The sequence below is a fragment of the Mesorhizobium sp. M0910 genome, from assembly GCF_040319465.1.
Classification (GTDB): Bacteria; Pseudomonadota; Alphaproteobacteria; order Rhizobiales; family Rhizobiaceae; genus Mesorhizobium.
Window position 1 is genome coordinate 148,355 of record NZ_JAMYNZ010000006.1, and the last position, 13,072, is coordinate 161,426.

The 13,072-nt window shown below is 61.5% G+C and carries 12 protein-coding genes and 1 pseudogene; 4 read left to right on the plus strand and 9 right to left on the minus strand.

Features of this window, described 5'->3' with window-relative positions; translation table 11 throughout:
* Window positions 1-9: 9 nt before the first annotated feature.
* Window positions 10-1,209, minus strand: a complete 1,200-nt coding sequence (locus NKH78_RS16770; RefSeq protein ID WP_023677349.1) for an aspartate aminotransferase family protein — start codon at window positions 1,207-1,209, stop codon at window positions 10-12.
* Window positions 1,210-1,564: 355 nt separating this feature from the next.
* Between NKH78_RS16770 and NKH78_RS16775 the strand changes: the two genes are divergently transcribed.
* Entirely contained in the window at window positions 1,565-2,089 is a 525-nt protein-coding gene (locus tag NKH78_RS16775; protein ID WP_352475925.1) for a GcrA family cell cycle regulator, read from the plus strand.
* A 124-nt stretch (window positions 2,090-2,213) separates the two neighbouring features.
* Here the strand turns inward: NKH78_RS16775 and NKH78_RS16780 are convergent, their stop codons facing one another.
* From NKH78_RS16780 to NKH78_RS16790, 3 genes are all read right to left on the minus strand, one after another.
* A complete protein-coding gene (locus tag NKH78_RS16780) occupies window positions 2,214-3,221 on the minus strand; it encodes a magnesium and cobalt transport protein CorA (protein WP_023677347.1) in 1,008 nt (335 codons plus the stop codon).
* 117 nt (window positions 3,222-3,338) lie between these two features.
* Window positions 3,339-4,064 (minus strand): phosphate signaling complex protein PhoU, encoded by a 726-nt coding sequence (phoU, locus tag NKH78_RS16785; protein ID WP_254816325.1) that lies wholly within the window; start codon window positions 4,062-4,064, stop codon window positions 3,339-3,341.
* A gap of 116 nt (window positions 4,065-4,180) precedes the next feature.
* Entirely contained in the window at window positions 4,181-5,446 is a 1,266-nt protein-coding gene (locus tag NKH78_RS16790; protein ID WP_352644327.1) for a sensor histidine kinase, read from the minus strand.
* Window positions 5,447-5,659: 213 nt separating this feature from the next.
* On the opposite strand from NKH78_RS16790, the gene ppk2 reads away from it, so the two are divergent.
* Window positions 5,660-6,562: a polyphosphate kinase 2 gene (gene ppk2 / locus NKH78_RS16795; RefSeq protein ID WP_352506183.1), complete on the plus strand. Its 903-nt coding sequence runs from the start codon at window positions 5,660-5,662 to the stop codon at window positions 6,560-6,562.
* A gap of 24 nt (window positions 6,563-6,586) precedes the next feature.
* Here the strand turns inward: ppk2 and NKH78_RS16800 are convergent.
* The 3 genes and pseudogenes from NKH78_RS16800 to NKH78_RS16810 all read right to left on the minus strand — a co-directional run bounded on the left by NKH78_RS16800 (window position 6,587) and on the right by NKH78_RS16810 (window position 8,818).
* Window positions 6,587-7,335: pseudogene (locus NKH78_RS16800) on the minus strand (enoyl-CoA hydratase-related protein).
* Window positions 7,336-7,350: 15 nt separating this feature from the next.
* Window positions 7,351-7,989 carry an acyl-homoserine-lactone synthase gene (locus tag NKH78_RS16805; protein ID WP_023677342.1) on the minus strand — a complete coding sequence of 213 codons (639 nt, stop codon included), beginning with the start codon at window positions 7,987-7,989 and terminating at the stop codon, window positions 7,351-7,353.
* 97 nt (window positions 7,990-8,086) lie between these two features.
* Window positions 8,087-8,818, minus strand: coding sequence for a helix-turn-helix transcriptional regulator (locus tag NKH78_RS16810; RefSeq protein ID WP_352702290.1), 732 nt, complete (start codon window positions 8,816-8,818; stop codon window positions 8,087-8,089).
* Between the two features lie 270 nt (window positions 8,819-9,088).
* Between NKH78_RS16810 and NKH78_RS16815 the strand changes: the two genes are divergently transcribed.
* Window positions 9,089-9,940, plus strand: a complete 852-nt coding sequence (locus tag NKH78_RS16815) for an ABC transporter substrate-binding protein (protein WP_352686756.1) — start codon at window positions 9,089-9,091, stop codon at window positions 9,938-9,940.
* Window positions 9,941-9,948: 8 nt separating this feature from the next.
* Here the strand turns inward: NKH78_RS16815 and NKH78_RS16820 are convergent, their stop codons facing one another.
* The gene (locus NKH78_RS16820) at window positions 9,949-10,359 is read right to left on the minus strand and encodes a tellurite resistance TerB family protein (protein WP_352506179.1); all 411 of its coding nucleotides are present in this window, start codon (window positions 10,357-10,359) and stop codon (window positions 9,949-9,951) included.
* Window positions 10,360-10,607: 248 nt separating this feature from the next.
* Here NKH78_RS16820 and NKH78_RS16825 point away from each other — a divergent pair, with 248 nt between their 5' ends.
* Window positions 10,608-12,263: a lysine--tRNA ligase gene (locus tag NKH78_RS16825; RefSeq protein ID WP_352506178.1), complete on the plus strand. Its 1,656-nt coding sequence runs from the start codon at window positions 10,608-10,610 to the stop codon at window positions 12,261-12,263.
* Here the strand turns inward: NKH78_RS16825 and NKH78_RS16830 are convergent.
* Window positions 12,226-13,065, minus strand: coding sequence for a thermonuclease family protein (locus NKH78_RS16830; RefSeq protein ID WP_352738427.1), 840 nt, complete (start codon window positions 13,063-13,065; stop codon window positions 12,226-12,228). The two genes, NKH78_RS16825 and NKH78_RS16830, sit on opposite strands and share 38 nt — an antisense overlap.
* Window positions 13,066-13,072: the final 7 nt, after the last annotated feature.

Consider the following 13,072-nt stretch of genomic DNA (forward strand, 5'->3'; position numbering starts at 1 on the left):
ATTCCAGGATTACTTCGCAGCGGCAGCGACGATGGCATCCGCCAGGCTCTTGGCGCCGGCACGAATGCGCTCGAGCGCCTCGTGGATCTCGGCGTCGGTGACGGTGAGAGGCGGCAGCAGGCGGATAACGTTGTCGCCGGCCGGAACCGTCAAGAGATGCTGGTCACGCAGTGCCACCGTGACCTTGGTGTTGGGCATCGCGCATTTAAGCCCAAGCATCAGGCCGGTGCCCCTGATGCTTTCGATAACATCCGGAAATTCGTCGGCGACACCGGCAAGCCCCTGCTTCAACAGCAGCGCCTTGCGCCGGACGTCCTCGAGAAAGCCGTCTTCCAGCACCACGTCGAGCACGGCGTTGCCGACCGCCATCGCCAGCGGATTGCCGCCGAAGGTGGTGCCGTGCACGCCGGCGGTCATGCCGACCGCCGCCTCGTCGGTGGCGAGGCAGGCACCCATCGGGAAGCCGCCGCCGATGCCCTTGGCCACCGCCATCAGGTCGGGGGTGACGCCCGCCCATTCATGCGCGAACAGCTTTCCGGTGCGGCCGACGCCGCATTGGACCTCGTCGAAAATCAGAAGCAGTCCGTGCTGATCGCAGAGCTGCCTGAGCCGCTTCAGCGATTGCGTCGGCACTTGCCTGATGCCGCCCTCGCCTTGCACCGGCTCGATCAGGATCGCCGCGGTTTCAGGTGTGATCGCCTTTTCGGCGGCATCCACATCGTCGAAGCCGACCTGGTCGAAGCCGTCGACCTTGGGGCCGAAACCTTCCAGGTATTTGTACTGGCCCCCGGCGGCGATGGTCGCCAGGGTACGGCCGTGGAAGGCGCCTTCGAAGGTGATTGTGCGGTATCGCTCGGGATGGCCCTTGACGAAGTGGTAGCGCCGTGCCGTCTTGATGGCGCATTCGAGCGCCTCTGCGCCGGAATTGGTGAAGAACACCTTGTCGGCGAAGCTGGCGTCGGCCAGCCGCTCGCCGAGCCGGCTCTGTCCCGGAATCTCGTACAGATTGGAGACGTGCCAGAGCTTGGCGGCCTGCTCGGTGAGGGCCGCGACCAGATGCGGATGGCTGTAGCCCAATGAATTGACGGCGATCCCGCCGGCGAAATCGAGATATCGCTCGCCCTTATCGGTGACCAGCCAGGTGCCTTCACCGTGGTCGAAAGCCAGGGGTGCGCGAACAAAGGTCTCGAAAAGCGCCGAACCGCTCATTATATGCGTCTCCGGAACCGGAAAAATCAAAAAGCCGCCAAAGCGGCGGCCCTTGTGGCTTATCGTGTTTTTCGGCCGTGAAGTCAACGAAAAGGTCGCGCAAGGACGTGCGGCAAGCCCTCCAGCATAACGCCGGCTCATAAGCGACCGGGCAAGTTGGGGAAAACCGAAAAAACCGATTCGTGTTGGCCTTGGGACTCTTGTCACCGAGTCAGCGCATAAGGTAATTGTAGTAGAGAAATAACTAGATTTCGTGCGGCGGACCTAATCACCCGATATATGTGGTGTCTGCCCGGCAGAAGCCGGGTCGGGAATGGATTCCGATTGCCGCACGTTTCAGCAGGAGCGCGGTCTCATGAACTGGACTGACGAGCGAGTCGAACTTCTCAGAAAATTGTGGTCGGAGGGCCTCAGCGCCAGCCAGATCGCCGCACAGCTTGGCGGGGTCAGCCGCAATGCCGTCATCGGCAAAGTGCACCGGCTGAAACTGTCCGGTCGCGGACGCACGACCGCCTCACCGGCACGCCAGAAGAAGACGGTACAGGGATCGACGATCCAGAAATCGGTGTCCCGGGCAGCAAGCGCCACGCGCCATGCCACCACGTCGATGTCGATCGGTGCGACCGCGCTCAAGGCGCAGTTCGATGCCGAACCGGTAGCGCGCCACTATATCCGCCCGGTCGAGAACGTCGTCGTGCCAATCTCGCGGCATCTGCAACTCGTCGAGCTGAACGAGCGCACCTGCAAATGGCCGAATGGCGATCCGCTCTCGGAAGATTTCCATTTCTGCGGCAACGACGCCGCCGAAACCGGCCCTTACTGCAAGTACCACGCCCGCGTGGCGTTTCAGCCAGCATCGGAGCGGCGGCGGCATAGATAGGCGATAGGCAGTGGGGAGTAGGCAGTAGGCAGTAGGGGAAGATAGCGCTTCACAAGGATCGTTTCGCCAACAACCCACTTCCGTATTGCCTATTCCCTACTGGCTACTGCCTATTCCCTTACCCTTACAGCCACCCATTCTTGCGAAACCGCCAGTAAAGAAACGTGCAGATCAGGGCAATTGCCGCCAGGACGGCCGGGTAGCCATATTCCATCCTCAGTTCCGGCATGTCGCTGAAATTCATGCCGTAAATGCCGGCGAATGCCGTGGGCACGGCCAAGATGGCCGCCCATGAGGCAAGCTTCTTGGAAATCGCCGTCTCCTGGCTTTGACCGACCAGAAGGCTCGCCTCGAAGGCGAAAGCGAGAACCTCACGCAGGCTGTCGATCTTTTCCTGGACAGTGCGGATATGGTCGGTGACGTCGCGAAACAGCGGATGCATGGCTGTGTGGATTTGCGGCAGATCGGCGCTGGTCAGCCGCCGGCAGACCTCCACCAGCGGCAGAGCAGCGTTGCGCAGGCGCAAGAGATCGCGGCGCAGCATGTAAAGCCGCTCGATATCGGAGCCGGTCATCGGTTTCAGCAGAACCTTGTCCTCGATCGCCTCGACCTCGTTTTCGATCTGCTCGAGCACGGGCATGTAGTTGTCGACGATGAAATCGAGAATGGCGTAGAGGACGAAATCCTCGCCCTTGGCGAGGGAATGCGGACAGCTTTCCCAGTGCTGGCGAACGGCGGCGTAGGAGGTCGACGGGCCATGCCTGACGCTGACGATATAGCCGGCGCCGACGAACAGATGCGTCTCGCCGAAGGTGACACGGCTGTCGATCAACTGCGCCGTGCGGGCAACGATGAACAGGGCATCGCCATATTGCTCGATCTTCGGCCGTTGGTGCGGATGCTCGGCGTCCTCGATCGCCAGCTCATGCAGATGAAATTGCGCCTGGACGCGCAGTAACAAATTGCGGTCGGGCTCCAGCAGTCCGATCCAGACCACGTGGCCCGGCTTCCCGGCCCATTCGCCGGCTTCCTCGATCGGAATGTCGGCGATGCGCCGCCCAGCCGTATAGACGCCGCAAGCGATTATACCCGACATCGGCGGCGCAGGAGCAAACTCGCGGACATATTCCATCGCAGCCTCCTGGAGGCGGGGCCTTCATCGCGGAACTGAGAAGTCAGCGCGTCGAAAGCTTAGCGCAATTTTCTGTCAGGTGGCGAATCCGAAATTCGCATTAGTATCGAGAGACACTCATTTCGCTGGTTGCGTTGCGGGAAGAATAATCTTGTCCGTCTTGTCGCCCTTCGGACGATCGGCCGGCATCTGGTCGCCGGTGACGATATAGTAGATCGTCTCGGCGATGTTGGTGGCGTGGTCGCCGATGCGCTCGATGTTCTTGGCGCAAAACAGGAGATGCGTGCAGGGCGTGATGTTGCGTGGGTCTTCCATCATGTAAGTCAGCAACTCGCGAAACAGCGAGGTGTACATGGCATCGATCTGGTCGTCGCGGTCGCGCACGAAACCGATTTTTTCCACTGACCGCGATGCGTAGACGTCGAGTACTTCCTTGAGCTGTGTCAGCGCCAGATTAGCCAAAGCCTCGAGGCCGCGGAACAGGCTGCTCGGCTGGCGCCCATCAGCGACAGCAACCACTCGCTTGGCGACGTTCTTGCCGAGGTCGCCTACCCGTTCGAGGTCCGCCGAGATGCGGATCGCACCGACGATCTCGCGCAGATCCGTCGCCATCGGCTGGCGCTTGGCGATGATGATGATCGCCTTATCGTCGATCTCGCGCTGCCCCTCATCCAGAACCAGGTCGTCTCGAATGACTTTCTGGGCAAGTCCCGGATCCGCATTGACCAGTGCCGCGACGGCCTGCTCGACCATGCGCTCGGCATGCCCGCCCATCGCCGCGATGCGCTTCGACAGATATTTCAGCTCCTCGTCATAGGCGCTGACGATGTGCACGGACTGCATGGACCAAATGCCTTCCCGGGATCTTGTGGTTGAGTCGCTCCTCGAATCCCCGCTAATACGCTAGCCGGATGACAGAAAAAAGAAACGGCCCATCATGGGCTAGAGATAGTACTGCGTCAGCGAGCCGGCAAATGGACGGTGAACGCCGCACCCTTGCCGACTTCCGACCAGATGGAGAGCCTGGCGTTGTGCCGGGTCAGGATATGCTTGACGATGGACAGGCCAAGGCCGGTGCCCTTCTGGGTCCGGCTGTTCTCGACGTCGACGCGGTAGAAGCGCTCGGTGATGCGCGGGATGTGTTCTTCGGGAATGCCGGGGCCGAAATCCCTGATAGTGACGTCGATCCCCGGTTCGGTATCGCTGTCGCTGCGCGTGATCGACACCACGACGCGTCCGCCCGACTGACCATATTTGCAGGCGTTTTCCAGCAGGTTTTCGAAGACCTGGAAAAGCTCGTCCCGATCGCCGGGCACGGCGAGCGGCCCTTCCGCGAAATCACGCTCGATGACGACGCCGTTTTCCTTGGCGAGCGGCCCAAGCGAATCGATGACGCTGTCGATGGCCTGGCGCAGATCGACCTCGGTTCCCAGCTTGAGATAGGGCTTCATCTCCAGCCGTGACAGCGACAGAAGGTCGTCGATGAGGCGCGCCATGCGGCTGGTCTGGTTCTGCATGATCTGCAGGAACTGCTCGCGTGCCGCAGGGTCGTTGCGGGCCGGCCCGCGCAGCGTCTCGATGAAGCCGGCAATCGAGGCGAGAGGCGTGCGTAGCTCGTGGCTGGCATTGGCAATGAAGTCGGCGCGCATTCTGTCGATCCGGCGCGCTTCGCTCTGGTCCTTGAACACCAGCACGTAGAGATCCGTGGCGTGACCCACAGAAGACGCGCTCACCCGATAGGCTCGTTCGACCGGCAGCCTTTCAACATAGTCGACGCTGTCCGAGGCGACGTTGCCTGCCAAGATATTATCCAGCAAGGACTGCATTTCCGGCGCGCGGAATTTCAGCGACAGCGACATGCCGGGGGCAATCCCGCCAAAGGCTGCAAAGGCGGCGGCGTTGGCATGGACGATGGCGGCGGAACGATCGAAAATGATCAGCGGATCGGCAACCGCTGCCGCGAGATATTCGCCGGAAAGTTGTTGCAAGCCGCTCGCCTCGACGGCCGCGGCATTTTCGGTCGATTGACGGGCGACGCCGGCCGGCAGTATTGCCGCGGCAACCAGCACGGCGCCTGCCAGCAGCACCACATAGCCAGACATGCCGGCAAAACCATAAACGATCAGAACCGCAACGAAGCCGGCCGCTAGCAGCCAGCGGCTGTTCCACAGCCGCATGGCGACGGCTTGCGCCCTGCCTTTCCGCTCTGTGCCGATATCGGCCATTTGCGCTCCGTCGCCTGCGCTCCGTGTGCGGCCAACGCTCAATAACTTCCTGCTGGACCGACGCTAGAGCGCCGTGCGTCCAATTGGGCGCACAAAGGACGCTCTACCGCATTATCTGCTGCATCGTTCTTTCCGAAAATCGATTCCGATTTTCGGGCCGATGCCGTAAGGCTTCCAATAGCATGAGTCCGGAGGCTGGAAAGGTTCGTCTCGATGAAAAACGCCAAAGAAAGCCCCACTGCAGCTTCATCGGGGCCGCTGAAGATCATGATCTACGGCAAGGAGCGGGAGTTCGACATCGAGGCTCCGACGCTTCCCGACTGGATCGAGGACCGCAAGCTCACCGCCGGCGGCTACCCTTACGACAAGAAAATGAAGGGCGAGGAGTATGACGAGAGGTTAGAGAAGCTGCAGATCGAGCTGGTCAAGGCGCAGGCGTGGCTGCAGTCGACAGGCAAGCGGGTAATGTCGCTGTTTGAGGGGCGCGACGCTGCCGGCAAGGGCGGCACGATCTTCGTTTTGCGCCAGTATCTGAACCCTCGCACGGCGCGCAACGTGGCGCTGACCAAGCCAACACCCACCGAGCTTGGACAATGGTACTTCCAGCGTTACGTCGACCACTTCCCGACGTCGGGCGAATTCGTCACCTTCGACCGCTCCTGGTACAACCGCGCCGGTGTTGAACCGGTGATGGGATTCTGCACGCCCGAGCAGCACGAGCAATTTCTGGACGAGGTTCCGCATTTCGAGCGGATGATCCGCAACGAAGGCATCCATTTCTTCAAATTCTGGCTGAACATCGGCCGGGAAACACAGCTCGAGCGGTTCCACGACCGTCGCTGGAGCCCGCTGAAGAGCTGGAAGTTTTCGCCGATCGACATCGCCGGCATCACCAAATGGGACGACTACACCAAGGCGCGCGACCTGATGGTGGAACGCACGCACAAGGAGTTCGCGCCCTGGATCATTGTGCGGGCGAACGACAAGCGGCGCGCGCGGCTGGCCGTCATGCAGCGCATTCTCCTGTCGCTTCCCTATGACGGCCGCGATCTCGACGTCATCGGTAAGGTGGACAAGAAGATCATCGGCGAAGGGCCGACTTTCCTCGAAAAATAAGCTCACCTCATCGATACGCGGCTGTCATGCCGCCAGCCGGGCAATCCGCTGCAGTCGCTTCAGCGTAGTGTCGTCCTGCAGCGCCTGCTGGAAAAGGGAGATCTCCTGGTCGATGCGGTCGCAGAGCGCGCCGGTGTCGCCCCTAAGCAGGTCGCGCGTCTGCTGCAGCGCCGCGACAGGCTTCTTGGCGAGTTGCCTGGCTCTTGCCAACGTGGCTTCCTCGACGCTGGCGTCCGTCACGATCTCGCCGACAAGGCCCAGTGCCCTGGCATCTTCGGCGGCGAGCGTGTCGCCCAGGCAGAAGAAGCGGAACGCCCCGGCATAGCCGAGCTTCTGCGGCGCCAGGATGCTGGTCGCCGCGTCCGGCACCAGGCCGAAGGGACGAACGGCACCCGAAACGTGCTCTTGCTCGAGGCGATCACCATGTCGCAGTGGAACAGGATGGTGCAGCCGACGCCGACGGCGTCGCCGTCGACACAGGCAAGGACCGGTTTCGGGAATGTCGCCAGCGTGCGAAACATATCGGTAACGGCGTCGATCAGTCGCCGATGTTTGGTGGCGTCGAGAAATTCGGAGAAATCGGCGCCGAGGCAGAAGCACCCGGCCAGACCGCGCAGGACCACGACGCGGACGTCGTCGTCGGCAGCGGCTTCATGGAATGTCCTGGCCAGGCTTTCATAGGCCAGCCTGTCCAGCACCGGGCGGCCGTCACCCGACGATACCGTGACGATCAGCGTGTGATTGCGGAATTCTGCTTTTGAATGAACATTCATGGCCTCTCTCCAATCTCACGAGGCGCGTCTCTGTCCGAGCATGTCCGGGTACCCTCTGGCCAGCACCGGCGCAAAGTGGTTGCGGCGCGAACGCACCACGTCGAGCGTGTGCTCGTTGAAGGTGAGCAGTGTGGCAACCACCTGCTGGTTGCCATAGGTACGCTGGTAACCGAGCGGCGTTGCCAGGAAATGCAGCTGCAGCGCGCGAAGCACCCACATCGGCTCGAATTCGATGATAACCTGGTTGACGTTGCGCTTCAGACCCCACTCGACGAAGCCGGCGATCAGCTCCGTGCCGACCGTCGACACGCCGCGCCGGCCGTCGCGGAACCCCGGTGCAACCGCATAGCGGGTCAGTTCATAGACATTCGGGCCCGACGGTGGGGTTCCCTCATAAAGGTCCGCCAGCACATCGGTTAGAAGATGTGCCCGAGTCGTCGGCAACATCCGCTGGTAACCGGCGAGCTCGCCATTGCGGATGACGATCTGGTGCACTGCCTCGTCGTGGTCGAATTGATCGATCTCGAGGCCGTCGGGGCGCTGCAGATCGGTCCATCCCATCTCTTCGACGAAAACTCTGTAACGCAAACGATGAACTGCCTCCCAGAGGTCGGGCCGTTCCATCAATTCCTGGGTCGTGAGGGAAAAAAGCATTTGCCGTCTCCTAGTTTCAATAGGAAGATACGGCCGTGCTTCCCCGAAAAAATTACGCGATCGCGTAGGCAAGAATTTCTAGGCCGGCGCGGCCGACCTAGTTAATATAGCCGCGCCTTATCGCTTCCGCGACGGCCTGGACCCGGTTGACGGCACCGAGTTTGCTTTTGGCGTTAAGAAGGTGTTTCTCTGACGTGTGTTCAGAAATGCCGAGAATTTGTGAAATCTCCCATTCGGACTTCCCAACGGCGGCCCATTGCAAGCATTCGCGCTCACGCGGCGTCAATTCGACATGGTCGATGGTTTTGCCCGCCATAGTGTGGAGCTGCATGGCGCGGCCAATCGCATAAGTCGAGACCAGCGACACAAGCCCGAATTCGGCGCCCGACAATTCGACAGCCTCGCCGCCTAGCGACACCATGACGATCTGGCCATCGAGCGTGATCAGCGGGAAGGCCAATCCGTCGCGCAGCTTGAATTCACCGGCGTCACCCATGACATCGCCGCCGCTCTTGCCGATACGGATGCCCTGAGACGCTTCCCGCCACTGGAATGGCGCTTGAAGCTGCTTCATGTGACTGACGACTGGGTCGTGATCGACATAGTTGCGCGCAACGTAGCGCTCAAGCCATTCGGCCGGCCAGTCGCAAAGCAACACATGGTCCTTTTGCCGATTTCTCGGCGTGCCGGGTTGCGGAACCGTCCCGGCCATCAGCGCCGTCAGCCCGAACCCGCTTGTTACCCCCAGCAGCTTTGCGCAGACGGCGGCCGCTGTACCGGCGTGCTGCAACTGATCTATCAACTCCAGGGTACGATCGAAATGACCCATCGCAACATCTACCCCATGTTGCCTTCCGCTCTTGAGGCCAATGGCAGTGATCAACCCGCACCACGCCATCAACCCCGGACTGCAAAGCTGCTCCCTTTGTGCGCCCTACCGCTCCTCTTCAGCCGGCATCACACAGTCATTTGCAAACTCACTAAACAATATCCCTAAATCGTCACGATGAAACCAAAAACCGTTGTGCATGCGTTATTTTCGTACAAAAAACTGTGTTACTTCGTACTAAAGTCGGGCAAGATCGGACGGAGTCGTCGCGTGGCGTTTCGGCGCATATCCATTTCATTGATTTCGATATTGATCGGAGCGCAATCGCTTGCGGCTGATGCGCTCGCCGCGGAGCCGCAGGTGCCGGTGTTTTGGGACGCCAAGGAGCGGCTGCCAAAGCCGGACCTTTCGATGCTGCCGCGGCTGCGATTCCTGACCACCACGGATTTCCCGCCGTTCAATTTCCTCGATGGGGCAGGCCGGCTGTCGGGCTTCCATGTCGACCTGGCGCGCGCCATCTGCGCCGAGCTCGGCATTGCCGAAAAATGCCAGATCCAGGCGCTGCCCTGGGCCGAGCTCGAAGGTGCGCTCGGGAAAGGCGAAGGCGAAGCGATCATTGCCGGCATCGCCGCGAGGCCGGAGTCGCGGTCGAAATACGCATTCTCACGCCCCTACCTGCAATTTCCGGCACGCTTCATCATGCTGAAGACACAGGCGCTGACCGAACCAATGTTCGACAGGCTGCGCAGCAAACGTGTCGGCGTGATAGCCGATTCCGCGCATGAGCGGATGCTGCGCACTTATTTCGGCGACGTCCAAATCGTCCCCTTCGCAAAGCCGGAGGAGCTTTATGGCAGGCTGAAAGCCGGCAAGATCGACGCCGCCTTCGGCGACGGCATGCGTTTCGCCTTCTGGCTCGGCGGCTCCGATGCGGCTGGCTGTTGCCGCTTTGCCGGCGGCCCCTATCTGGCGCCCGAATACCTTGGCTCGGGCATGGCGATCGCCACCAGGGCCGACGATCCGGCACTGGCGGCCGCATTCGACTACGCGCTGCAGGAAATTTCGGTGAAAGGTACGTTCGCCGAGTTCTATCTTCGCTATTTTCCGGTCAGCTTTTTCTGACTGCCGGCTCAGGTCAGCGTGCGAAGGCGCGCCTTGGCGGCTCGCGCGATGGCGGCGACCGTCAGCGCATCGAGATCGAGTTCCCGGCGGACGAGCTGCAGCACGCGCACCTCCTCCAGGCGCATTTCGAGATCGACGGCCGCAACCTCGAAGGCGGCGGCATAGGCAGTGTCACGCAAGCGTTCCGGAAGCGCCTCGGCGACACGCGCCAGGACGCCCTCCAGCCCGTCCTTCTCCTGCAGCATTTCCTGGCAGGCCTGAGCGACATCGACCAGCCGCTCCTGATTGAAATCCTCAAACACCGGCCAGGATCGAACGACGTCGCCGATCCGCGCCAGTTCGATGTCGGTCATGTCGCGGTCCGACGCCGAAGTGATGACCATCAGGTAGATCATGGCTTCGTGTGGCGACAATGGCATTTACAACTCCTTGAGATGGGTCCCGAAGTTAGGAACGAGAGACCAGCGCCGCAAGGAAAAACAGCCGCCATCGTTGGCGCTCCGGTCACGCCTTGGAACTTGATCCATCCCGACTAAATTGGGACGGGAGCTCTTAATCTTCTTGCCTGATCGCGGTCCTGCCCTGAAACCGGGTTCCACTTTTCGGGATCATGGTCTAGAGCATGCGGCTGCCGGCATGGATGCCGGCAAGTTGCAGGAATAGCATCATGGTCGAACAACAGCCGATCGATCTCAGCCCGGAAGTCCTTACCGCCGCCGCCGAAAGCAAGGCGTGGCCATTCGAGGAAGCGAAAAAGATCGTCGCTCGCTACGCGATCGGTGGCTACCCGGAAACGGTGCTGTTTGAGACCGGCTACGGCCCGTCCGGCCTGCCGCATATCGGCACCTTCGGCGAGGTGGCGCGCACATCTATGGTGCGCCACGCCTTCCGCGTGCTGACTGAAGACAAGGTCAAGACGCGACTGCTGTGCTTCTCCGACGACATGGACGGATTGCGCAAGGTGCCGGACAATGTGCCTAACAAGGACATGCTGCGCGCCTATCTCGGCAAGCCGCTGACCAGGATACCGGACCCTTTCTCCAATGAGTATCCGTCGTTCGGCGCCGCCAATAACGCACGGCTGCGCGCTTTCCTCGACCGTTTCGGCTTCGATTACGAATTCGCTTCCTCGACCGACTATTATACTTCCGGCCGCTTCGACGCGACGCTGCTCAAGATGCTCGAGCGCTTTGATAAGGTGATGGCAATTATGCTGCCGTCGCTGCGCGAGGAACGGGCGCTGAGTTATTCGCCCTTCCTGCCGATCCATCCCAAAACCGGGATCGTCATGCAAGTCGCGATCGACGAGCGCAAGCTCGACGCCGGCACCATAGTGTGGCGCGATCCGGACACCGGCGAGCGCTTCGAGACGCCGGTGACCGGCGGTCATGCCAAGCTGCAATGGAAGCCCGATTGGGCGATGCGCTGGGCAGCACTCGGCGTCGATTACGAGATGTCCGGCAAGGATCTGATCGATTCCGTCAAGCTCGCCGGGCAGATTTGCCGCGCGCTCGATGCTCCGGCGCCGGAGGGCTTCAATTATGAGCTGTTCCTCGATGAGCACGGCCAGAAGATCTCGAAGTCGAAGGGCAATGGGCTAACCATCGACGAGTGGCTAACTTACGCGCCGACCGAGAGTCTTAGCCTTTATATGTTCCAGCGCCCGCGAACCGCGAAGAAGCTTTATTTCGACGTTATCCCGAAGGCAGTGGACGAGTATTATACGTTCCTCTCTGCCTATCAGAGGCAGGACTGGAAGGAGCGGCTGGGCAATCCGGTCTGGCACATGCATGACGGCAATCCCCCGGCAGTCGACCTGCCGGTTCCGTTCTCGCTGCTGCTCAACCTGGTCAGCGCCTCGAATGCGCAGAACAGGGACGTGCTGTGGGGTTTCATTTCGCGCCACGCGCCGGGTGTGACGCCGACGACCCATCCCGAGCTCGACCGGCTGGCCGAATATGCCATCCGCTATTTCGACGATTTCGTGAAGCCGGCGAAAGTGTACCGTGCTGCCGACGCGGTCGAGCGCGAGGCGCTGACCAAGCTTTCGGAAGCGCTCGCCGCGCTGCCGGCTAATGCCGACAGCGAGGCGATCCAGAACGCTGCCCTCAATGTTGCGCGCAAGATCGAGCGCTACCAGGATCATTCCAAGCAGAGCCCGGAGGGCGGACCCGGTGTCTCCGTCGCCTTCTTCCAGATGATCTATCAGGTGCTGATAGGTCAGGAACGCGGGCCGCGCTTCGGCTCCTTCGCCGCGCTCTACGGCATCGCCGAAACGCGTGAGCTCATTCAGCGGGCGCTGGCTGGTCAGCTGGCGGCATGAGGGCGCCGTCCTGCTCCTCCAGGATCGAGCTAGGCGCTACAGGCGCGGATCGCGACGCAGCAGCCGGGAGCGGCGGCAGGCCTGAAACGCTCGGCGCCGGCCCGAAGACGCCTTTTTTTGCTGCACGCGCCTTCTCGCCGGCTTCTACATAAGGGCCGCCCTTGGCGGCGCGCGCCCAGCCATTTTCGACCAGCCATTGGCCGATATCCTGATTGCCGATCCGGCACTCGGCGGCGATCAGATCACGACCGCCTTCGGGCGGCACGGCACAGATCACAGCACGACTGCGGAGAAAGGCGCGGAAGGCCGTTCGCGCCCGAATGCCGCAATTCCAGGACTCGCCGCCGTCGGTGCAAGTCTCCTCCTGCTTGACGATGTCGATACCGGAAACCGCAATCGAATAGCCCTTTGCTTCGATGACCCCGGCGGCCGAGGCGACGGGCTGGAATAGTTTCGTGCCTTTCCAGTCGTCGGGCATTTTCGTTTTTGGCGGCTTGGGCGGTCCGGCCAATGCCAGATCGCTCAACGGGGCGCGCGGCTCTATCCGTTCAAGCTCGTTGGAACCGAGCTGCGGCGGCACCACGATTTCTGGATCGATTGCCCTCGAATGCGCCGCCTGCTTGGCCGGCACTGGTTTCGGGATGGCCGACGTAGCCGGCGCGGCGGGCTGCGGTTCAGCGCCGACCTGGATTTGTTCCCAGGGGCCGCCGCTTTCGCTCTGGACGGCGCGGCCGCCGGCGACAATTGCCGTGGCCATCGCCGGGATCGCCAGAACAGCCAAGGCAAGGTGAGGCAGACGCACCGGCCCC

What these genes read in the sequence shown, in the direction of transcription:
- NKH78_RS16770 (WP_023677349.1), bottom strand. Translation starts at nt 1,209, where the DNA reads ATGAGCGGTTCGGCGCTTTTCGAGACCTTTGTTCGCGCACCCCTGGCT.
- NKH78_RS16775 (WP_352475925.1), top strand. Translation starts at nt 1,565, where the DNA reads ATGAACTGGACTGACGAGCGAGTCGAACTTCTCAGAAAATTGTGGTCG.
- NKH78_RS16780 (WP_023677347.1), bottom strand. Translation starts at nt 3,221, where the DNA reads ATGGAATATGTCCGCGAGTTTGCTCCTGCGCCGCCGATGTCGGGTATA.
- phoU (WP_254816325.1), bottom strand. Translation starts at nt 4,064, where the DNA reads ATGCAGTCCGTGCACATCGTCAGCGCCTATGACGAGGAGCTGAAATAT.
- NKH78_RS16790 (WP_352644327.1), bottom strand. Translation starts at nt 5,446, where the DNA reads ATGGCCGATATCGGCACAGAGCGGAAAGGCAGGGCGCAAGCCGTCGCC.
- ppk2 (WP_352506183.1), top strand. Translation starts at nt 5,660, where the DNA reads ATGAAAAACGCCAAAGAAAGCCCCACTGCAGCTTCATCGGGGCCGCTG.
- NKH78_RS16805 (WP_023677342.1), bottom strand. Translation starts at nt 7,989, where the DNA reads ATGCTTTTTTCCCTCACGACCCAGGAATTGATGGAACGGCCCGACCTC.
- NKH78_RS16810 (WP_352702290.1), bottom strand. Translation starts at nt 8,818, where the DNA reads ATGGGTCATTTCGATCGTACCCTGGAGTTGATAGATCAGTTGCAGCAC.
- NKH78_RS16820 (WP_352506179.1), bottom strand. Translation starts at nt 10,359, where the DNA reads ATGCCATTGTCGCCACACGAAGCCATGATCTACCTGATGGTCATCACT.
- NKH78_RS16825 (WP_352506178.1), top strand. Translation starts at nt 10,608, where the DNA reads ATGGTCGAACAACAGCCGATCGATCTCAGCCCGGAAGTCCTTACCGCC.